Source organism: Kitasatospora sp. NPDC101176, assembly GCF_044768035.1.
Classification (GTDB): domain Bacteria; phylum Actinomycetota; class Actinomycetes; order Streptomycetales; family Streptomycetaceae; genus Kitasatospora.
Window position 1 is genome coordinate 602,441 of record NZ_JBIWPA010000001.1, and the last position, 21,414, is coordinate 623,854.

At 77.6% G+C, this 21,414-nt stretch carries 9 protein-coding genes; 4 read left to right on the top strand and 5 right to left on the bottom strand.

Translation table 11 applies throughout. The features are described 5' to 3' along the window. Positions 1–154: 154 nt before the first annotated feature. Positions 155–493 (top strand): hydroxyisourate hydrolase, encoded by a 339-nt coding sequence (locus tag ACIRS1_RS02520; RefSeq protein ID WP_402836223.1) that lies wholly within the window; start codon positions 155–157, stop codon positions 491–493. On the opposite strand, the gene ACIRS1_RS02525 is transcribed toward ACIRS1_RS02520, so the two are convergent. Both ACIRS1_RS02525 and ACIRS1_RS02530 read right to left on the bottom strand, forming a co-directional pair. Continuing rightward, the gene (locus ACIRS1_RS02525; protein ID WP_402836225.1) at positions 466–3,705 is read right to left on the bottom strand and encodes a BTAD domain-containing putative transcriptional regulator; all 3,240 of its coding nucleotides are present in this window, start codon (positions 3,703–3,705) and stop codon (positions 466–468) included. The genes ACIRS1_RS02520 and ACIRS1_RS02525 overlap by 28 nt on opposite strands. Before the next feature lie 320 nt (positions 3,706–4,025). Continuing rightward, on the bottom strand, positions 4,026–5,369 hold the full coding sequence (locus ACIRS1_RS02530; RefSeq protein WP_360223153.1) for a class II 3-deoxy-7-phosphoheptulonate synthase: 1,344 nt from the start codon (positions 5,367–5,369) through the stop codon (positions 4,026–4,028). A 195-nt stretch (positions 5,370–5,564) separates the two neighbouring features. Between ACIRS1_RS02530 and ACIRS1_RS02535 the strand changes: the two genes are divergently transcribed. Genes ACIRS1_RS02535 through trpD form a run of 3 tightly spaced genes read left to right on the top strand, consistent with a single transcriptional unit; the run spans position 5,565 to position 8,737 of the window. Further along, the gene (locus tag ACIRS1_RS02535) at positions 5,565–7,064 is read left to right on the top strand and encodes an anthranilate synthase component I family protein (RefSeq protein ID WP_360223150.1); all 1,500 of its coding nucleotides are present in this window, start codon (positions 5,565–5,567) and stop codon (positions 7,062–7,064) included. Continuing rightward, positions 7,061–7,636 carry an aminodeoxychorismate/anthranilate synthase component II gene (locus tag ACIRS1_RS02540; protein WP_360223147.1) on the top strand — a complete coding sequence of 192 codons (576 nt, stop codon included), beginning with the start codon at positions 7,061–7,063 and terminating at the stop codon, positions 7,634–7,636. The genes ACIRS1_RS02535 and ACIRS1_RS02540 overlap by 4 nt, the downstream gene beginning before the upstream one ends. Positions 7,637–7,675: 39 nt before the next feature. Next, positions 7,676–8,737, top strand: coding sequence for an anthranilate phosphoribosyltransferase (gene trpD / locus ACIRS1_RS02545; protein WP_402836228.1), 1,062 nt, complete (start codon positions 7,676–7,678; stop codon positions 8,735–8,737). Positions 8,738–9,115: 378 nt separating this feature from the next. On the opposite strand, the gene ddaH is transcribed toward trpD, so the two are convergent. From ddaH to ACIRS1_RS02560, 3 genes are all read right to left on the bottom strand, one after another. Further along, complete coding sequence (gene ddaH, locus ACIRS1_RS02550; protein WP_402836230.1) at positions 9,116–9,952, bottom strand: dimethylargininase; 837 nt, start codon at positions 9,950–9,952, stop codon at positions 9,116–9,118. A 257-nt stretch (positions 9,953–10,209) separates the two neighbouring features. Then, positions 10,210–10,434, bottom strand: coding sequence for an MbtH family protein (locus ACIRS1_RS02555; protein ID WP_387896697.1), 225 nt, complete (start codon positions 10,432–10,434; stop codon positions 10,210–10,212). Then, entirely contained in the window at positions 10,431–21,413 is a 10,983-nt protein-coding gene (locus ACIRS1_RS02560) for an amino acid adenylation domain-containing protein (protein WP_402836232.1), read from the bottom strand. Before ACIRS1_RS02560 ends, ACIRS1_RS02555 begins: the two co-directional genes overlap by 4 nt. Between the last annotated feature and the right edge of the window lies 1 nt (position 21,414).

The following is a 21,414-nucleotide window of genomic DNA, read 5'->3' on the forward strand; positions in this document are numbered from 1 at the left end:
GGCGGGCCGATAGCGCGGCTCCCGACAATAGGATCGACGCGCCCTTTTCCCGATGCATCGTGTACTGAGGTAAGGAGTGGTTATTCATGGCCGACATTCCGGGTGGACCGCGCAGGTCGTCGCCGTCGTCACGCGTGGAACGGGTGGGCTGAGCATGGGGAAGGTCATCGTCGAAGCGCTGGACGGCGTCCACGGACGCTCCGCCGCCGGACTCGACGCGCGGCTGGAGTCGCTCGTGGACGACGAGTGGGTGCCGGTGGTCGAGCGCAGGACCGACGCGAGCGGCCGGATCGAGGAGTGGGGCGGGACGGACGGCGGGCGGGGCCTCTACCGGCTGGTCTTCGACGTCGACCGGTACTTCACCGCACTCGGCCTCTGTACCGCGCACCCCGAGGTGGCGGCCACCTTCCGGATCCCCGACGTCGGGTCAGGGCACCGGGTGAACCTCACCCTCTCGCTGAACCACTACGCGGTGGCGTTCGTCGCCGACTGAACGGGCTGAACGGGCTGAGGGGGGTGAACGGGCTGGGCGGGGCCGGCGGGCTGACCGGGCCGCCCGGGCTGGGCCGCCGGGCCGGGCGGGGCGGGGCAGGCCGACCGGACGGGGCGGGCGGACCGCGGCGGCTGGGCCCTCGGGTCCGGCCGGTCCCACCGCCCGGGCCGGGCGGTGTCCGGCCCGGCCTCCGTCGGAGGGGCCGGGCCGGCCGGCCCGGGCTGACCGGCGGCCAGCCGGGCCGCGCGCAGCAGGTCGAGCGTGCGGGCCTCCTCGGCCGGTGTGCGCATCAGCCGGAACACCAGCCGGGCCCGTCTGAGGTGCTCGGCGGCCCGTTCGGCCTCGCCGGTGCCGAGCGCCAACTCGCCCAGGGTGAACTGGATCCGGCCCATGATCAGGCGCTCGTTGGCGGCCTCCGCGAGGACCAGGGCGCGGTGCAGGGCGTGTGCGGCCTCGCCCGTCTCGCCGAGCCGGTGCCGGGCCGCGCCGATGCCGTGCAGCGCGTAGATCTCACCGGTGTGGTCGCCGATCAGCCGGACCACGTCGAGGGCCTGCGAGAAGGCCTCCAGGGCCCGGTCGTGGTCCCCGCGTTCCAGGTGGCCCTGGCCCATCCGGTGGAGCACCTGCGCCTCGACCCGGCGCCCGCGCCCCTCCCGGCTCAACCGCAGTGCCTCGTCGAGCAGTTCGGCGGCCCCGGTCTCGTCCCCCGCCCCCAGCCTGAGCTGGGCGAGGTTGTGCAGGACGTAGGCGACGGCCACCGAGTCGCCGCCGGCCCGCAGCACGGTGAGGGCCGCCTGGTAGTGGCGGGTCGCCTCGTCGGGCCGGCCGTCCACCCGGGCCAGGTAGCCGAGGCCGCGGGCGGTGAGCGCGGAGCCGAGGTCGTCGCCGAGCTCGGTGAAGATCCCGGCGGCCTGCCGGAAGCGCTCCTCGGCGGCGGCGAAGTTCTGCCGGGTCAGGGCGAGCGAGCCGAGCGAGTGCAGCGTGGCGGCCTGGCCGAGCCGGTCGCCGCCCTTGCGGGCCGCGGCGAGGGCGAGTTCGTGGGTGACCCGCCAGTCGTCCAGCCGGCCGTGGGTCTCCAGGAAGGTGACCGCGGTGACGGCGAGCTCCCAGCAGTGCGCGGTGAGGCCCATCACGGCCGCCTGTCTGACCCGCGCGACGAGCATCGGGCGCTCCCGGGAGAACCACAGCAGCGGTTCGGCCAGGATGCGGTCCACCGTGCGGTCGGGCAGCGGGTGCAGCGCGGTGCCGCGGCCGCGGATCAGCACGTCCCGCCCGTACTCGCGCCGGCGCGCCTCGACCAGCAGGTGGAGGAAGCAGCCGAGCACCCGGGTCAGCGCGGCCTCCCGGGCCTCGGCGCCCTCCTCCGCCACCAGGCGTTCGCGCGCGAAGACCCGGATCAGGTTGTGCAGCCGGTACTGGGTGTGGCGCCCGGGCGCGGCGGCGACGGCGTCCAGCAGCTGGGCGTCGGAGAGTTCGTCGATCAGGTCCTGGACCCGGTGCTCGGGCAGGTCGAGCAGCGCCATCCCGACCCAGGCCGAGAACGGCCCCTCGTCGACCAGGGCGAGCCGGCGCAGCAGCCGCCGGGCGTCCTCGCTGACGCCGTCGTAGGTCAGCGACAGGCCGGCCCGGATGCCGACGTCGGCGTACTTGAGCTCGTCGAGCCGGCGGGTCTCGTCCTCCAGGCGCTCCGCCAGCTCGGTGAGCTCCCAGTGCGGCCGGGCGGCGAGCCGGGCACCCGCGATGCGCAGCGCCAGCGGCAGGTGGCCGCAGAGCTCGGCCAGCGCCGCGGCGGCCGCCGGCTCGGCGGCGACCCGCCCGGGGCCGGCGATCCGCCCGAGCAGTTCGGCCGACTGCCCGGGGGCGAGGGTGGGCACGTCCACCCGGACGGCCCCGGCGAGGCTCCCGATGTGCCGCCGGCTGGTGACGATCACCGCCGACGTGGGCTTGCCGGGCAGCAACGGGGTGATCTGGTGCTCGGTGGCGACGTTGTCCAGGACGATCAGCACGCGGCGTTCGGCGAGCAGCGCGCGGTACATCTCGGCCCGTTCCTCCAGGCCCTCGGGGACGGCGGTGCCGTTGACGCCGAGGGCCCGCAGGAAGCGCTCCAGGACCTGGGCCGGTCCGACGGTGTCGGGGGCCGCGCCGTGCAGGTCGGCGAAGAGCTGCCCGCCGGGGAACTCGGCGGCGATCTGGTGGGCGGCGTGGACGGCCAGGGCGGTCTTGCCGACCCCGGCCTTGCCGACGACGGAGACGACCGGGACGGCCAGCCGGGACTGCTCGTGGGAGCCGAGCAGGAGCCGCTCGCGCAGCCCGGCGAGCAGGTCCTCGCGGCCGGTGAAGTCCGCCAGGTCGGCGGGGAGCATCTCGGGGACGGTGACGGGGGCCGCGGGGGCGGTGGGTGCCGTGGCGGCGGGCGCGCGGCCGGCCGGGGCGGCGGACGGACCGGTGCCGGGCAGGTCGAGCCGGGGGTCGGTGGCGAGGATGGCGTGCTCGAGCCGCTTGAGCCGCGGGTCCGGCTCGACGCCGAGCTCGTCGATCATCCACTGCCGGGCGTCGCGGTAGACCCGCAGCGCCTCCGCCTGCCGCCCCGAGCGGTACAGCGCCAGCATCAGCTGGCCGCGCAGCCGCTCCCGCAGCGGGAACTCGTCGACCAGGGAGAGGAGTTCCCCGACGACCTCGCCGTGCCGGCCGAGCGCGAGCTCCAGCTGGAGGCGTTCCTCGGTGGCGGCCGCCCACTGCTCGGTGAGCGCCGTCGCGGCGGAGCGGACCACCTCGCTGGGCAGGCCGCCGAGCGGGTCGCCGCGCCACAGCACCAGCGCCTCGCGGAAGAGCTCGGCGGCCTCGGCCCGCCGCCCCCGGTCGCGCAGCGGCCGCGCCCGGCCGACCAGGGCGCGGGCGCGCAGCAGGTCGAGCTGGTCGTCGGCCACCCCGATCAGGTAGCCCTGCGGGTGGGTGGTGATGACGTCGGAGAGGCCGTGCGCGGCGAACAGCCGGCGCAGCGCGGAGACGCTGATCTGGAGCTGCGCGCGGGCGGTGGCCGGCGGCGCCTCCTCGTACAGCGCCCGGACCAGGCGCTCCACGCTGACCACCCGGTTGGCGTCGAGCAGGAGGGCGGCGAGCACCGTCTGCTGACGGATCCCGCCGAGGTTCAGCGGCCGCCCGTCGACGAGCGCCTCCAGCGGTCCGAGGATGCGGAAGGCGACCGACGGCACGGGTGTCCCGCCGTCGTCGTGGCGTATGCCGGAATCAGGTCGGTGCCCCACCGTTTCCACTCCCCCCAGAGGAACAGGCGCAGATCGCAAGGCACTCTAAGGACGGGCTCGTCAACGGGTCAACGAATTTCAGTTCTCCTGAAAACACGCCGACGGCAGGCCTGTTCCCCGCACCCGCCCACCGGGGTGGCGGGACCGAATTGCGGGGGGAATTGCCGAATGGCCGGAGTCGGCGCGCACCGCCCCGGCCGTCGCGTGCCGCCGGGGGCACCGGGCGCCGGCGGGCACGCTCGCGCTCCGGGGCCCCGGCGCCCCCGGGGTCAGCCCTTCATCAGCTCCGCGACCCGGAAGGCGAGGTCGAGCGACTGGCGGTGGTTCAGCCGCGGGTCGCAGGCCGTCTCGTAGCGGTGGTGCAGGTCCTCGGCGCGCACCCCGTCCCCGCCGCCGAGGCACTCGGTGACGTCGTCGCCGGTGAGCTCCACGTGGATGCCGCCCGCGTGCGTGCCCAGCTCCCGGTGCACCGCGAAGAACCCGGCCACCTCGTCGAGGATGTCGTCGAAGCGGCGGGTCTTGCGGCCGTCCTCGGTCTGCACGGTGTTGCCGTGCATCGGGTCGCAGATCCAGGCGACCTGCGCGCCCTCCGCGGCGACCTTCTCGACCAGCGGCGGCAGCAGTTCGCGCACCCGGCCGGCGCCCATCCGCGCCACGAAGGCCAGCCGGCCGGGGCGGCGCTCGGGGTCGAGGCGGTCGACGTAGCCGAGCACCTCGTCCGCGGTGGTCGCCGGGCCGAGCTTGACGGCGACGGGGTTGCGGACGCCGGCGAAGTAGGCGACGTGCGCGTCGTCCAGGCCCCTGGTCCGCTCGCCGAGCCAGAGCAGGTGGCCGCTGGTCGCGTAGTCCGCCCCGGTGCGCGGGTCGGTGCGGGTGAGGGCCTGCTCGTAGTCCAGCAGCAGCCCCTCGTGGCTGGCGAAGAACTCGGCCTCCAGCAGCCCGGCCGGGTCGCAGCCGCAGGCCTGCAGGAAGCGCAGCGCGCGGTCCACGCCGTCGGCCAGCTCCTCGTAGCGCCGGCCCTCGGCGGAGTCCTCCAGGAAGCCCCGGTTCCACTGGTGCGCCTGGTAGAGGGAGGCGCTGCCGCCGGCCGCGAAGCCGCGCACCAGGTTGAGGGTGACGGCCGACGCCTCGTACATCCGCCGCAGCCGGGCCGGGTCCGGGCGGCGGGACGACTCGGTGAAGTCCGGGCCGTTGACCGCGTCACCGCGGTAGGAGGGCAGGCTGACGCCGCCCCTGGTCTCGTCCGGCTGGGAGCGCGGCTTGGCGTACTGCCCGGCCAGCCGGCCGACCTTCACCACCGGGACGCCGCCCGCGTAGGTCAGCACCACGGCCATCTGCAGCAGGGTGCGCAGCTTGGCGGTGACCGCGTCGGCGGTGAGGCCCGCGAAGGTCTCGGCGCAGTCGCCGCCCTGCAGGACGAAGGCCTCACCGCGGGCGACGGCGGCCATCCGGTCGGTCAGCCGGTCGCACTCCTCGGCGAGGACCAGGGGCGGGGCGGCCGTCAGGTCGGCGACCACCTCGCGCAGCGCCGCCCGGTCCGGCCACTGCGGTTGCTGGGCCGCCGGGAGGGAACGCCAGGCGGCACGTGCTCCGGTCTGCGGAATTCGATTCATCACGGCCCTCGGATGGGAACGGAAATCGCTGGCCCGCTCATTGCAGCCCGGCCGCGGAAAGAAGGTCAAGCGTCGACGAATTGGCCTGCCTCCGCACCGGAGAACTGGTCTGACCGCCTTCCCGGAACAACGGATTGACTGGGGACCATTCGTCCACCGGCCGTACCCAGCCGGCCTTTCACGATGAGGATTCCGATGCCAGACGCGCCATCGCACCCTCCGTTCGCCGTCCGGCTCGGCGCCGTGCCGCTGCCGTCGCACGACCCGCTGGAGCTGTACACCCGGCTGAGCCGGCGGCACGGTCAGGACGAGGTCTACCTGCTGGAGAGCCTCACCGAGTCCGGGCGGCCGGGCGGACCGGCCGTCGTCGGCTGCGGCCGGCTCGCCGAGATCCGGCTGTACGGCTCCCACCTGGAGATCGACGGCGCGGCGGAGCTCGCCGCGGGCCTGCGGGCGGCCGCCCTCGCCGCGGGCCTCGCCCCCGCCGCCGGCGCCCCCGGCCGGCTGGCGGCCGACGACCCGGCCCGGACCTGGGAGTTCCTGCGGCGCGCGCAGGCCCTGTTCGCCCCGGACCGGGAACTGCCCGGCGACCGCTTCCACTTCGGCTTCCTCGCCCGGTTCGGCTACGACGCCGCCTGGCACATGGAGGACCTGCCGCCGCGAGCGCAGCCGCCGGCCCGCCCGGACGCCGTGCTGACGCTCTTCCGCGACGCCGTCCGCTACGACCCGGCCGGACCGCCGGTGCTGCTGAGCGCGGACTGCCCGGCCTTCGACGGGCAGGGCCGCTACGACGTCCCGGGCGCCGCCCGGGAGGCCGCCTGGCAGGACCCGCCGGCCGCGTGCCCGCCCGCCGTCCGCCCGCGGTCGGTGCAGGACAGCGTGGACCGCGACACCTTCCACGGCTGGGTCGAGCGCTGCCTGGAGCACATCCGGGTCGGCGACATCTACCAGATCCAGGTCGGCCACCGGATCGACGTGCGTACCGCGCTCACCCCGGTCGAGGTCTACCGGCGGCTGCGCTCGCGCAACCCCTCCCCGCACATGTACCTGCTGCCGAACGGCGGGGGCACGCTGATCGGGGCCAGCCCCGAGCTGCTGTTCCGGATCGAGGACGGCCGGATCGTGATGCGCCCGATCGCCGGCACCACCCGCCGCGACGCGGACGAGGAGGAGAACGAGCGGCGGATCAAGGCGCTGCTCGCCAGCCCCAAGGAGCAGGCCGAGCACGTGATGCTGGTCGACCTCTCGCGCAACGACATCAGCCGGGTCTGCCGCCCGCACACCCTGGCCGCCGACGACCTGATGGTGGTGGAGACCTTCTCGCACGTCTTCCACCTGGTGTCGACGGTCAGCGCGGAGCTGGAGGAGGACGCCGACGTCTGGCGGTCGCTGTGCGCGACCTTCCCGGCCGGGACCATGACCGGCGCGCCGAAGCTGCGCGCCATGGAGATCATCCACGAGATCGAGCGGGAGCCGCGCGGGGCCTACGCGGGCGCCGTCGGCCTGATCGACGTCGGTGGCTGGAGCGAACTGGCGCTGTGCATCCGGACGATCGCGCACGACGGGGCGGTGTACTCCGTGCAGAGCTCGGCGGGGATCGTCGCCGACTCCACGCCCGAGGGCGAGTGGAACGAGACGCTGGCGAAACTGGGCGCCGCCTACTGGGCCCTGACGGGTGAGGAGTTGACGGCGTGAAGGTTCTGCTGGTGGACGCGCGGGACAGCTTCGTCCACATCATCGACCAGTACCTGCGGGCGCTCGGCGCGGACACCGAGGTGGTCCGCTCGCACACCCGCACCCCGGAGCAGCTGGCGGCCTCCGGCCCGGACGCGGTCGTGCTCGGCCCCGGCCCCGGCCACCCGGCGGCCTCCGGGCACGTCGAGCTGGTCCACCACTTCGCCGGGCGGGTGCCGCTGCTCGGCGTCTGCCTGGGCCACCAGGCGATCGGGCTGGCCTTCGGCGGCCGGGTCGAGGTCGCCGACCGGCTGATGCACGGCCGCACCAGCACCGTCACCCACGACGGGCGCGGCCTGTTCGCGGGCCTCGGCAACAGCCTGACCGCGACCAGGTACCACTCGCTGATCGTCACCTCGCCGCTGCCCGAGGAGCTGGAACTCACCGCCACCGCCGACGACGACGGCTACGTCATGGGCATGCGCCACCGCAGCCTGCCGATCGAGTCGGTGCAGTTCCACCCCGAGAGCATCACCACCACCGGCGGGATGCAACTGCTGGAGAACTTCCTCGCGGCCGGCGTCGGCCGCTGACCGCGCCACCGGGAAACGACGAGCGGAAACGGGTGCCCCGTGACTGGGAATTCTGACACGCGAGACTGGCCGCGGCTGCTCGCGGCACTGATCGCCGGAACGGACCTGAGCGCCGCCGACACCGGCTGGGCGATGGACCGGGTGATGCGCGGCGAGGCGGCCCCGGCGCAGCTGGCCGGCTTCCTGGTGGCGCTGCGGGCCAAGGGCGAGACCGCCGAGGAGGTCGACGGGCTGGTCCGGTCCGCCCGCGAGCACACCGTGCGGGTGGACGTGCCCGGGCCGACGCTGGACATCGTCGGCACCGGCGGGGACGGCGCGAAGACCGTCAACGTCTCCACCATGGCCGCGATCGTGGCGGCCGCGGCCGGCGCCCGGGTGGTCAAGCACGGCAACCGCTCGGCCTCCTCGGCCTCCGGCTCGGCCGACGTCCTGGAGCGGCTCGGCATCGCCCTGGAGCTGTCGGCGCAGGAGGTGGCCCGCTCGGTGCGCGAGGTCGGCATCGGCTTCTGCTTCGCCCCGGCCTTCCACCCCGCCTTCCGCCACGCGGCCGTCGCCCGGCGCGAGTTGGGCGTGCCGACGGTGTTCAACGCGCTGGGCCCGCTGACCAACCCGGCCTCGCCGACGGCGATGGCGGTCGGCGTCGCCGACCCGCGGCTGGGCCCGCTGATCGCCGCTGTGTTCGCCCGCCAGGGCGTCGACGCGCTGGTCTTCCGGGGTGACGACGGCCTCGACGAGCTGTCCGTCGCCACCACCTCGACGGTCTGGTCGGCGACCGACGGGGAGGTCGTCGAGGAGCGGCTCGACCCGCGCGGGCTCGGCATCCCCACCGCGGCTCCGGACGCGCTGCGCGGGGGCGACGCGGCCCACAATGCGGAGGTGGTGCGGGCCGTCCTGGACGGCGCGCGCGGGCCGGTGCGCGACGCCGTCCTGCTCTCCGCGGCGGCCGGCCTGGCCGCGCTGGAGCCGTCGCGGCGGCCGGTGTCCGCGCGACTGGCCGCGGTGCTGCCCCGAGCCGCCGAGGCGGTCGACTCGGGTGCGGCGGCGGCGCTGTTGAAGCGCTGGGTCGAGGGCTCCCGGCCGGGCGCGCCGCGGGCCGGCTGAGCGCTACCGGCCGGGCGGGACGCCGGCGGGGGCGGGGGGGGGCCCCGCCCCGGGGGCGCGCCGCCGCCCGCCGCGGCGCGCGCCGCCCCCCCCCCCCCCGCGCCCGCGGCGCCGCGGGGCGGGGGGCCCCGGGCCGGGGGCGCGGGGGCCCGCCTGCCCCCCCCCGGCGGGGGGGGCCCCCGCGGCGCGGCCGGGACCTCTCCGGTGAGGTCCGCGCGGCCCGTCGGCGTCATCGTGCCCGCCCCGGCCGGGTGCGCGGCGCGGGCCGGGCGTACGGGGTGCGCGGGTGCGGCGTGCGGGTACGGCGTGCCTCGTGGGCGCCGGGCCCGGGCGCACGTCCGCCCCGGGGCCGCCGAGGGCCCCGGGGCGGACGGCCGGTCAGTCGCGGTGACGCAGCTCCAGCGTGCAGCACTTGACGCTGCCGCCGCCCTTGAGCAGCTCCGACAGGTCGACGCCGATCGGCTCGAAGCCGCGCTCGCGCAGCTTGACGGCGAGGCCGGTGGCCGCCTCCGGCAGGAACACGTGCCGGCCGTCGCTCACCGCGTTGAGGCCGAACACGGCCGCGTCGTCGGCGTCGGCGAGCACCGCGTCCGGGAAGAGGCGGCGCAGCACCGCCCGGCTGCCCGAGGAGAAGGCGTCCGGGTGGTACATCACCTCGTCGCCGTCCAGGACGGCCAGCGCGGTGTCCAGGTGGTAGTAGCGCGGGTCGACCAGCTGCAGGCCGATCACCGGGCGGCCGAAGAACTCCTGCGCCTCCTCGTGGCCCGCCGGCGTGCTGCGGAAGCCCCGGCCGGCGAGCACGTACGAGGCGGTGACCAGGAAGTCGCCCTCGCCCTCGTTGACGTGCTGCGGGTCGTGCCGGTCGGCGTAGCCGTGGGAGCGGAACCACTCCAGGTAGGCCGGGCCCTCGGCGGCCCGCTCCGCGTTGCGGAAGCGCGCGCCGAGCACCTTGCCGTCCACCACGGTGGCGCCGTTGGCGGCGTACACCATGTCCGGCAGGCCGGGGATCGGGTCGATCAGCTCCACCCGGTGGCCGAACTCCCGGTAGAGGGCGTGCAGCCGCTCCCACTGCGCGACGGCGAGCCCGGTGTCGACGGGCTTCGCCGGGTCCATCCACGGGTTGATCGCGTAGCTGACCTCGAAGTGGGTGGGGCGGCACATCAGGTAGTGCCGGGGGCGGGCGGTGCGCTCGGCCCGCAGTGTGGCGGCGGTCATCGGTGACTCCTTGTGAGGGATCGGGAGGTCGGGCGGCGGGGCTCGCTCGGCCCGGACGGGCGGCGATCGGGTGCCTGCGGGGCTCCGGGGCCGGTCCGCGGGCGGCGCGGCCGGGTGTGGGGGAACCCGGGCGCGCCGCACCGCGTCGCTACGGGCCGGCCCCGCGCCCGTCCCTGACATGCTGTCAGTTTCCGTTCAGGGGGCGGAAGATCCTTAAGCCAGGGCGGAACAGCCCTGATGGAACCGGTCGGCCGGGCTCAGTCGACGCGGGCGTCCATCGCCTCGGCCAGGCTGCGCGGGCGCAGGTCGGTCCAGTGCTTCTCGACGTAGTCCAGGCAGGCCTGCCTGGTCTCTTCGCCGAACACGCTCCGCCAGCCGGCGGGCACCTCGACGAAGGCGGGCCAGAGCGCGTGCTGGTTCTCCTCGTTCACCAGGACCAGGAAGGCGCCCTGCTCGTCGTCGAAGGGGTTGGTGCTGCTCATCGGGACCTCGTCTCAGTGGTGGTGGGAAACTCGCGGACCGGCGGCGTCGCCCGACCGGCCGGGGCGGCGCGTTCGTCGGGGCGGCGCGGCTCGTCGGGGCGGCGCGGCTCGTCGGGGCGGCGCGGCTCGTCGGGGCAGCGGGGCTCGTCGGGGCCGTTCAACGCGTCGCAGAACGCGGCGACCCGCCGCCGGAAGGCGGCCGCCACCCGACCGGCGGACGGGCCGTCGCAGCGCTCCAGCGCGTGCACCAGGGTGCACTCCAGCCCGTCCGGCGAGCCGTCCGCGGCACGCCGCTCCACCAGCTGGAGCAGCAGGTCGACGGCGGTGCGGATGGCCGGGACGGGCCGCTCGGCGGCCGTCAGGGCGTCCGTCCAGCGCACGTCCGCACCGGTCGGGGCGGGCCGCACCAGATGGGAGAGCGCCGCCCCGAACAGCGGCTGGCGGCCGGCCTCCCGGGGCGGGTTGAGCAGCTCCACCACCCGGTCGAACGGCAGGTCCTGGTTGGCGTGCGCGGCCAGCAGCCGTTCCCGCACCCGGCCGACCAGGGTGCGGGCGTCCGGGGCGCCGGACAGGTCGACCCGCAGCACCACGGTGTTCACCAGGCAGCCGACCACGCCGTCCAGCGCCTCGTCGTCCCGGCCGGCCAGCGGCACGCCGAGCGCCAGGTCTCGACCGGCGCCCAGGTCGCCCAGCGCGGCGGCGAACGCCGCCTGCAACAGCATCCCGGTGCCGGCCGAGCAGGCCAGGGCGGCCGCGGCCAGCCGCCGGTGCGCCGCCGCGTCGAGGGCGAACCGCACGGTGCCGGCCTCACCCGGCGCGGCGCCCGGCACCCCGGTCGCCTCCGGCAGCCCCCGCCACGGCGGCAGGGCCGCCAACTCGGCCCGCCAGTGGGCCTCCTGGCGGGCGGCCGGACCGTCCGGCCGGGACTCCTCGCCGAGCCGCCCGCGCAGCCACAGGGCGCAGTCCGCGAACTGGACGGCCGGGGCCGGCCACGCCGGGGCCCGGCCGCCCGCCCGGGCCCGGTAGGCGGACCGCAGGTCGGCCAGCAGCGGTCGGAGGCCGTGCCCGTCCACCGCCGCGTGGTGCAGCACCAGCAGCAGGGTGTGCCGGTCCGGGCCGCTGCGCAGCAGTGCGGTGCGCAGCGGCGGCTCCGTCAACAGGTCGAAGCCGCGGTCGAGTCCGGCGGCGATCCACTCGTCCAGCAGCTCGGGCGGGACGTCCTCGCGCTGCGGCGCGGCCGGGGCCTGCGCCGGGTCGAGGACGCGCTGCTCCGGGCCGTCCGGGCCGTACGGCAGGACGGTGCGCAGCGCCTCGTGCCGGGCCACCACGTCGCCGAGCGCGGCCGTCAGCGCGGCGGCGTCCAGCTCCCCGGTGAGGTCGAGGGCCAGCGCGGTGAGGTGGTCCGGGCGGTGCTCGCCCAGGTAGCCGGCCGTCCACAGCCGCAGTTGGGCGGGGGCGAGCGGCAGCCGGGCGGGCCGGTCCGCCGGATCGGGCGGGCCCGGTGCGGCGGCGGCCGGGCGGGCGGCCCGGTCGAGCCGGCGGTCCAGCGCGGCCACCGTGGGCGCGTCGAACAGCTCGCGCAGCGGCAGGTCGACGCCGAGGACGGCCCGGATCCGGCCGGTCAGCCGCATCGCGGCGATCGAGTTGCCGCCGAGGGCGAAGAAGTCGTCCTCCGCGGCGACGGCCGGGGCGTCCAGCACCTCCGCGAACAGGGCCGCCAGGACCTCCCGGCGGGGCGTGCGGGCCGGCTCGGCGGCCGGGCGCGGCGGCGCCGGGAGCGCAGCCGCGTCGACCTTGCCGTTCGGGTCCAGCGGCAGCCTCTCCACCGGGACCAGCACGGCCGGCACCAGGTGGCGCGGCAGCCGGTCGGCGAGCCGGCGGCGCAGCTCGGCGACGGCCACCGGCCGGTCGGCGACCAGGTAGCCGACCAGGGAGCGCCCGGCCGGACCGCTGCCGTGCGGCACCACCCGGGCGGCGGTGATCCCGGGCTCGGCGCACAGCGCGGCCTCGATCTCGCCCGGTTCGATCCGGAAACCGTTGATCTTCAGCTGCCGGTCGGCGCGCCCGAGGAAGTGCAGCCGGCCGGCGTCGTCCCAGCGGCCGAGGTCGCCGGTGCGGTACAGGCGGCCGCCCGGCGGGCCGTACGGGTCCGCGACGAAGCGTTCGGCGGTGCGCGCCGGCGCGCCGTGGTAGCCCTCGGCCAGGCCCGCCCCGGCCAGGTAGACCTCGCCGGGGACGCCGGGCGGCACGGTGCGCAGGGCGTTGTCCAGCAGCAGTACCCGCGTCCCGGCGAGCGGGCGCCCGACGGGGACGGCCTGGTCCTCGCGGACCGGGCCGGGCGGGAGCTCGTGGCCCAGCGCGAAGGTGGTGCTCTCCACCGGGCCGTACAGGTCGAGCAGCCGCTGGCCCGGGGCGGCCCGGCGGGCCCGGGCGAGCGCCGCCGGGGGGACGACGTCGCCGCCGGTGCAGATCAGCCGCAGCCGGGCGAGGGCGGCCGGGATCTGCTCGGTGAGCAGGTCGAACAGGCCGGCGGTGAGCCAGGCCGCGGTGACGCCGCCCTGCTCGACCACCCGCGCGTAGTCCGCCGGGGCCAGCTCCCCGGCCGGGGCCACCACGACCTGGCGGCCGGTCAGCAGCGGTGCGAACAGCTCGTAGACCACGGCGTCCCAGGCGTGCGGCGAGTGGAACAGCACCCGGTCGTGGTCCGGCCCGTGCCAGAGCGGGTCGTCGGCCAGCGCCAGGACGGCGCGGTGGGTGACGGCGACGCCCTTCGGCCGACCGGTCGAGCCCGAGGTGTGCAGCAGCTGGGCGACGGCGTCCGGCGGCACCGTCGTCCCGGGGTTCGCGGTGCTCGCGCCGGAGCTGCGGGCCCGCGCCAGCCCGTCGGCGTCCAGCAGGAGCGCGGTACCCGCCCCGGCGGCGAGCTCGCGCGCCCGGGCGGCCGGGAACCCCTGGTGCAGCGGGACGCAGACCGCGCCGAGCTTGGCCAGCGCCAGCACCGCCACCGGCACCTCCGGGGAGCGCGGCACCCGCAGGGCGACCCGCGTCCCGGCCCGGACGCCGAGCCCGGCCAGGTGGTGGGCCAGGCGGTTGGCCGCGGCGTTGAGCGCGCCGTAGGTGGTGGTGCCGGGCGTACCGGCGGCGCCGCCGTACCGCAGGGCCACCCGGTCCGGGTGCTCGGCCGCCAGCCGCTCGAACCGCGCACCGATCGACGGCGGTTCGGCGGCGGCCGCCGGGCCGGTGCCCCAGGCCCGCAGGCCGGCCCGCTGCACCGGCGACAGCAGGTCGACCCGGCCGGCGGTGAGCGCCCCGGCCCCCGGGCCGGCCAGGACGGCGCAGGCGGCGGTGAACAGGCCACGGACCCGGTCCGCGTCGATGTGCCCGTCCAGTTCGGCGGGGCGCAGCTGGAGCCGGACGTCGAGGCCGCCCCGGCGCGGGAGCACCACCAGCGACAGCGGGTAGTGGGTGCCGTCGGACGGCTCGACCCGGTCGATCCGCAGCCCCGGCGCGGGCTCGCGGGCCCCCTCCTCGTCCAGCGGGTAGTTCTCGAAGACCAGCGAGCTGTCGAACAGCCGGCCGGCCCCGACCGCCTCCTCGATCTCGGCGAGCCCCAGGTGCTCGTGGTCCAGCAGCGCGGTGCGCTCGCGCTGGAGCCGGGCGGCGAGCCCGGGCAGCGGCTCGCCGGGGTGCAGCCTGGCCCGCACCGGGACGGTGTTGATCAGCAGGCCGACCAGCCGCTCCGCGCCGGGAAGTTCGGCCGGGCGCTGGGCGACGGTGGTGCCGAAGAGGACGTCGTCCCGGCCGGTGAGGTGGGACAGCACGAGGGCCCAGGCCGTCGAGACCAGGGAGCCGAGGGTGACCTCCCAGTCGGCGGCCCGCGCCCGCAGCCCGACGGCCAGCTCCGGGGCGAGGGTGAAGACCGTCGTGGACGGGGCTCCGGCCGGGTCCGCCGCCCCGGCGCGACCGACCCGGGTGGGTTCGGCGCCGGCCAGGGCGGTGCACCAGGCGGCCCGGGCCGCCACCGTGTCGCGGGCGGCCAGCCAGTCGAGGTAGCCGCGGTAGGCGGGCGGCGGGGGCAGCGCACCGCCCTGGTGCAGGGTGAACAGCTCGCCCAGCACGATCGGCACCGACCAGCCGTCCAGCAGCAGGTGGTGGTGGGTGAAGACCAGCCGCCAGCGGTCGGCCGCCAGCCGGAGCAGCGTGAAGCGGACCAGGGCGGGCTCCGGCGGCGGCGCGTCCGGCGTGAACGGCCGCAGGTCCTCCGCCGCGTGCCGCCGGGCCGCCTCGGCCCGCTCCCCCGCCGGCCGCCCGGTGAGGTCCAGGGTGCGCCAGGGCGGCGGCGCCGGGGCGGCGGGCACGACCTGCCGCGGTGGGCCGTCCCCGTCGGCGGTGAAGGCGGCGGCGAGGTGCGGGTGCCGGCGGAGCAGCCGGTGGGCGGCCTCGCGCAGCCGCTGCGGGTCGAGCGGCCCGGTGAGGTCGAGGGCGAGCTGGACGAGGTACGGGTCGGGGCGGCCGTCGCGGACGGCGTAGCGGGAGTGGAAGAGCAGGCCGCTCTGCAGCGGGGTGGCGGGCAGGGCCCCGGCGTCCGCGGCGGTGGCGGGCGGGGCGGCGTCCGACGGGCCGTCGGACGCGGGGGGCGCGGGGGCGGGGTGCGCGGGGGCGGCCGCGGCCGCGGCGGGCTCGCGAGCGGGACCGCCGGCGAGTGCGGCGGGGACGGCTTCGACGGGGGCCGCCGGGACGGTGGTGGTCAGGTCGGTCAGCGCGCGCTCCCAGCGGGCCGCGAGGCCGCCCACGGCGGCGGCGTCCAGCACGCCCGCCGGCCACGCCCACTCGACCCGCAGCCGCGACCCGTCCGGACCCGCCTCCACGAAGGCGTCCACCGCGAGGACGTGCGAGAGCGCGAGGGCCGGGTCGGCCTCGCCCCGCAGGGTGCCGGGCAGCGGCCGCCAGGGCCCGCGCCGGTCGGTGTCGAACCGGCCCAGGTAGTTGAAGGCGATCGGCGCCGTGCGCTCGGGCAGCCGGCCGGCCTGCCGGAGCAGACCGTACGTCAGGCCGCGGTGCGGGGTGGCCCGCAGCGCGTCCCGGGCGGCGGTGACGGCACGGGCCTCGGCGGCACCGGCGGCCTCGTCGGCGGCGGGTTCGGCGGACCCCTCACCGGCGGCCTCGTCGGCGGCGGGTTCGGCGGAAGCGGCACCGGCGTCCAGCAGGACGGGGTGGATCACCGTGAACCAGCCGAGCGTCCGGGAGAGGTCGAGGCCGTCCAGGGGGGCCGGTTCCGGATCGCGCCCGTGGCCCTCGACGTCGACCAGGAGCGGTCCGTCGCCGGTGCGGGCGGGCCAGCCGTCCAGGGCCAGGGCGAGCGCCCCGAGCAGGATCTCCGGGACGGCGGCACCGAGCCGCTCCGGCAGCTCCGTCAGCAGGGCCGCGGTCGGGCCGCTCGGCAGCGTGGTGCGCAGGGACTCGGCGCGGGCCGCGGTGTCCCGGGCCCGGTCCAGCGGTCGGGTGCCGAGGCCGCCGGTGCCGGTGGTCAGCAGGCGGTGCCAGTGGGCGTGGTCGCCGGCCACCGCCGGGTCGGCCGCGGCCGACCGCAGGGCGCGGGCCCACTGGGCCGCCGTCACCGGGACGGCGGCGAGCTCGGCCGGGCGGCCGGCCGCGGCGGCCTCGTGGGCGAGGGCGAGGTCGTCGAGCAGGATCCGCCAGGAGACGCCGTCGACGGCGAGGTGGTGGACGACCAGCAGCAGCACTCCGCCGGCCGGGCCGTCGAACCGGACGGCCCGGAGCAGCTCGCCCCGGCGGGGGTCGAGCCGGCGGCGGGCGTCGCGCCGCTGCTCCTCGACCAGCGCCGCCAGCGCCGGCACCGGCTCCCCGCCGGGCCCGAGCAGCGGGCCGGCGTCCGCCAGGCCCTCGCGGGCCAGGTCGACCCGGTGCAGCAGCGGGCCCGCCGGGACGCCGCCCACCGGGCGGACCTCGAAGTCCAGCGGCTCGCCGGGGCCTCCGGTGAGCCGCGTCCGCAGGGCGTCGTGGTGGTCGACGAGCTGTTGCAGGGCGGCGCGCAGGGTGTGCTCGGTGGCTCCGGGCGGCAGCTCGACCAGCACCGACTGGGCGGAGCCCTCGATCGGGCCGCCGCGGGAGGCCAGCCAGTGCGCGATCGGGGTGGCCGGCAGCACGGCGCCCGGTTCGGCGGGGGCGGCCGGCCGGGGCACCGGGGCGGGGGCCGGGGCTCCGGCCAGGGCGGCGAGGGCGCGCGGGGTCTGGTGGGTGAACACGTCCTTGGGCGTGATCGGCAGCCCGGCGGCCCGGGCCCGGGTGGCCAGTCGGATCGCCAGGATGCTGTCGCCGCCGAGCCGGAAGAAGCCCTCCGACGGCCCGGGCCGGGCCCGGCCGAGCACGGTGCCGAACAGGGTCCGCAGCTGTTCCTCGGCGGGCCCGGCGGCGGGGTCGCCGCCGGGGCCGGGGCCGGCCGCAGGCGCCGGGACGGCGGGCAGGGCCACGGCGTCCGCCAGGGCAGGCGTGTCCACCGGGGCGAGCGTGTCCACCGGGGCCGTCGGGTCGGCCAGGGCCGCGGCGAGCAGCCGGCCGAGCGCCCCCGCGAGGCGGTCGGCCGTCCGCGGGCGGAAGTGGTCGGTGCTGTACTCCAGAGTGCCGTCCAGGGTGCCGTCCGGCTGCTCGGTGAAGTCGAAGAGCAGCGGGAACTTGGCCATCACCCGGTGGAGTTCGTACGGCTCGGCGGTCAGGCCGGGCAGCGCGAGGGCCGGCGGGCGGCCGGAGTGCAGGGTGACCATCACCTGGAACAGCGGGTGGCGGCCGAGTTCGCGGTCCGGCGCGAGCGCGTCCACGACCCGGTCGAAGGGCGCCGTGTCGTGGGCGAAGGCGGTGAGGTCGGTCTGCCGGACCCGGTCGACCACCTCGGCGAAGCCCGGCCGGCCCGACAGGTCGGTGCGCAGCGCCAGCGACTGGGCGAAGTGGCCGACCACCTCGTCCAGCGCCGGATCGGCGCGGCCCGCGGTGACCGTCCCGAGCACCAGGTCGGTGCCCGCGCCGGAGCGGGTGAGCAGGCAGGCGACGGCGGCGTGCAGCACCATGAACAGGGTGGCGCCGCGCTGCGCCGCCACATCCTTGGCAGTGTTGACCAGTTCGGCGTTCCAGCGGAAGCCGGTGGCGGCCCCGCGCAGGGCCGTGCCGCCCGCCGGCCGGTGGTCGGCCGGCAGCGCGGTGCGCTCCGGCGCGCCCTGCAGCGCCGTGCGCCAGTGGGCGAGTTCGGCCGACAGCGGGCTGTCCGGGTCGTCCGGCGCCCCCAGGGCTCGGCCCTGCCACAGCGTGAAGTCGGCGTACTGGAGCGGTGGTTCGGGCCACTCGGGGGCCCGGCCGCGGCACCGCGCCGCGTAGCCGGCGGCGAGGTCCCGGGTCAGTGGGCGCAGCGACTGCTCGTCGGCGGCGATGTGGTGCAGCACGACCAGCAGCAGGTGGGTGCCGGGCCCGGTGGTGAGGACGGCCAGCCGCCAGGGCGGCTGGTGCGCGAGGTCGAAGGAGCGGTGCAGTTCCTCGTCCACCGCCGCCGCCAGCCCGGCCGGTCCGGGGTGCCGGACGGTGAACGGCACGGGCGGGTCGGGCAGCACCACCTGGCGGGGTGTGCCGTCGACGGCCGGGAAGACGGTGCGCAGGCTCTCGTGCCGCCGCTGGACGTCGGCCGCGGCGGCCCGCAGCGCCCGCGGGTCGAGCGGGCCGGTCAGCCGGGCGGCCAGCGGGACGTGGTAGGTGGAGCCCTGCCCGCCGAGCCGGTGCAGGACCCAGAGCCCGCGCTGGGCGTGCGAGAGCGGGACGGACTCCGGCCGCGGGCCGGCCCCCGGGCGCGGCGGGGCGGGCACCGGAGCCTCGTGGCGGGCGCCGGTCCGGGCCGCCAGGGCGGCCACCGTGGGCGCCGCGAAGACGTCCCGGATGCCGATGGCCCCGGCGAGTTCGGCGCGGGCGCGGACGACCAGCCGGTTGGCGGCCAGCGAGTCGCCGCCCAGCGCGAAGAAGCTCTCGTCCGCACCGAACCCGGCGACGCCGAGGACCTCGCCGAACAGCCGGTGCAGCAGGTGCTCCCGCTCCCCGTGCGGCGCCCGGCCGCCGAGCGCCGGGGCGGCGGCCAGCGCGCGCAGCCGGTGCTCGTCGAGCTTGCCGTTGGCGGTCAGCGGGAAGGCGTCGACGGCGTGGAAGGCGGCGGGCACCAGGTGCTCCGGGAGCACCCGGTGCGCGTCGTCGGCGGCGGCCCGGACGGCCTGGCGGTCGCCGAGCAGGTAGGCCGTCAGGCTCTTCCGGCCGGGCTCGCGTTCGACGGCCAGCACGGCGGCGCCGGTGATGCCGGGCAGTGCGGTCAGCGCGGCCTCGACCTCGCCGGGCTCGATCCGGTAGCCGCGCACCTTGACCTGCCGGTCGGTGCGGCCGAGGTGCTCCAGTTCGCCGTCGGGGCGGCGGCGGGCGCGGTCCCCGCTGCGGTACATCAGGGCGCCGGGCGGGCCGAAGGGGTCGGCGACGAAGCGGGCCGCGGTCAGCCCCGGGCGGCCGAGGTAGCCGCGGGCCAGGCCGGGGCCGGCCACGTACAGCTCGCCGGGCAGTCCGTCGGGCACCGGGCGCAGCGCGGCGTCCAGCAGGCGGACGGCGAGGTCGGGCAGCGGGTGGCCGATGGTGGCGGCGCCGGAGGCGGTCGCGGCGGCGTCGAGGTCGCCCGCGGTGACGTGCACCGTGGTCTCGGTGATGCCGTACATGTTGACCAGCCGGGGCGCGTCCTGGGGGTGGCGCAGGTACCAGTCGGCGAGCCGCCAGGGTTCGAGCTGCTCGCCGCCGAAGACCACGTGGCGCAGGGCCAGCGGGGTGCCGGGGCGGGCCGCGTCGGCGGCGGCCAGCTGGGTGAACGCGGAGGGGGTCTGGTTGAGCACGGTGACCCGCTCGGCGGCCAGCAGCGCCAGCAGGTCCTCCGGCGAGCGGGCGGTGTCCCGGGGGACGACGACCAGTCGGCCGCCGTGCAGCAGGGCGCCCCACAGTTCCCAGACCGAGAAGTCGAAGGCGTAGGAGTGGAACAGCGTCCAGGTGTCGGCCGGTCCGAAGCCGAACCGGTCGGCGGTGGCGGTGAACAGCCGGACGACGTTGCGGTGGGTGACCAGGACGCCCTTCGGCACCCCGGTGGAACCGGAGGTGTGGATGACGTACGCGACGGTGTCCGGGCGGGGGCGCTCGGGCGTCACCCGCGCGGCGGGGGCCGCCGCGTCGTCACACTCCCGCGGCGTGGCGTCGAGGGAGAGCAGCGGCAGGCCGTCCGGCAGCGCGGCGCGGGCCGCCTCGTCGGTGACGACCAGCCGGGGAGCGGCGTCCTCGACGGTGGCGCGCAGCCGCCCGGCCGGGTAGTCCGGGTCCAGCGGCAGGTAGCCGGCGCCGGCCTTCTGGACACCGAGCAGGGCGACCACCAGGTCGGGCGAGCGGTGCAGGGCGACGCCGACCAGGTCGCCGCGGCGCACCCCGCGGGCCGCCAGGCGGCGGGCCAACCCGGCGGCCCGCAGGTCGAGTTCGCGGTAGCTCAGGACGGTGCCGCCCATCGTCACGGCGGGCGCGTCCGGGCGGGCCGCGGCCTGCGCCTCGAACAGCGACACCAGGGTGTCCGGCTCCGCGCCCCCGCGGACCGGCACCGGCGCGGGGCCGGGCCCGTCGCCGGTGCGCAGCCGGCCGACGGGGAGCCCCTCGGGCGCCGCGGCCAGCGCCGTCACCAGGTCGAGCACCCGGTCCAGGTGGGCCCGGACGGTCTCCTCGGGGTAGTCGCCGACGGCGTCGGCGAACACCGGCAGGGTGTCCCCGCCGTGGTCGTAGACGCCGAGGGCGAAGTCCGCCGGCAGGCCCGGCGAGACCTCGTGCACGGTGGCCGGGACGCCGTCGAAGCGCAGGCCGAGGTCGAGCGGCAGCAGGTTCAGGGTGGGGCCGACCAGCGGCCGGTCACCGCGGGCGGCGGCGGTGTCGCGGAGCATGTCCTCGAAGCGGTAGCGCTGGCGGCGCAGCGCCGCGCGGACCCGGTCCGCGGTGGCCGCGACCAGCTCCCCGGCGGTGGCGGCCGGGTCCACGACGAGCCGCAGCGGGACGACGTTGGCGGTCATGCCGAGGGCCTTGCGGGCCAGCGCGGCGTCCCGGCCGCGGACGCCGAGCCCGATCACGGCCGTGCGCTCGCCGGTGTCGGCGTGCAGGGCGAGCGCCAGCGCGGCCGGGAACAGCGTGGTCCAGCCCGCGCCGGCCCGCTCCCGGACGGCTGCCCAGCGCGGCGCGGACAGCTCCGTGCGGACGGCGACCGGCGGCTGCGGCCCGGCGCCGGTGCGGCGGGTGCGCCCGCCCGCCAGCCGGGGCGGGTCGCCGAGCCCGGCCAGCTCGGCCGCCCAGAACCCGGCGTCGGTGCGGAACCGGTCCGAGGCCCGGTAGGCGGCGTCGTCGTCCAGCAGCGCCGACAGCGGGTCGTGGAGGCCGGTGGAGCCGGGCCCGCCCGCGCGCAGCGCCGTGTACTCGGCCGCCACCCTGCGCATCAGCCCGGCCGAGCCCGTCCCGTCGCACAGGATGTGGTGCATCCGGACGTACCAGAGGTACTCCGCCTCGCCGGTGCGCAGCAGGAAGTGGTCGGCGGGCGGGCCCGCGGTCAGGTCGTAGGCGTGGGCGAGCCCGGCGGTGACGAACTCCCGGGCGGCGGCGGCCGGGTCGGCGTGGTGGCGCAGGTCCAGCCGGTGCAGCGGGTGCCCGGTGTCGTCGAGGACCTGGACGGCGCCCTCGGCGGTCGGCTCGAAGCGCACCCGCAGGCTCTCGCTGCCGGCCAGCACGGTGTGCAGCGCGCGTTCGAAGACGTCCTCGTCGACGGCGCCGTGGATCCGGACGTACTGGGCGGCGGTGAACCGCCGGCCGGTGGGGTCGGCCTGGTGACCGAACCAGATGCCCGACTGCGGTGCGGTCAGCGGCCAGCGCTGCGGGGACATG

Bases quoted from the DNA above. Each gene is read 5' to 3' on its own strand.
- ACIRS1_RS02535 (WP_360223150.1), top strand. From the start codon at position 5,565: ATGCCAGACGCGCCATCGCACCCTCCGTTCGCCGTCCGGCTCGGCGCC.
- ddaH (WP_402836230.1), bottom strand. From the start codon at position 9,952: ATGACCGCCGCCACACTGCGGGCCGAGCGCACCGCCCGCCCCCGGCAC.
- ACIRS1_RS02530 (WP_360223153.1), bottom strand. From the start codon at position 5,369: ATGAATCGAATTCCGCAGACCGGAGCACGTGCCGCCTGGCGTTCCCTC.
- ACIRS1_RS02555 (WP_387896697.1), bottom strand. From the start codon at position 10,434: ATGAGCAGCACCAACCCCTTCGACGACGAGCAGGGCGCCTTCCTGGTC.
- ACIRS1_RS02560 (WP_402836232.1), bottom strand. From the start codon at position 21,413: ATGTCCCCGCAGCGCTGGCCGCTGACCGCACCGCAGTCGGGCATCTGG.
- ACIRS1_RS02520 (WP_402836223.1), top strand. From the start codon at position 155: ATGGGGAAGGTCATCGTCGAAGCGCTGGACGGCGTCCACGGACGCTCC.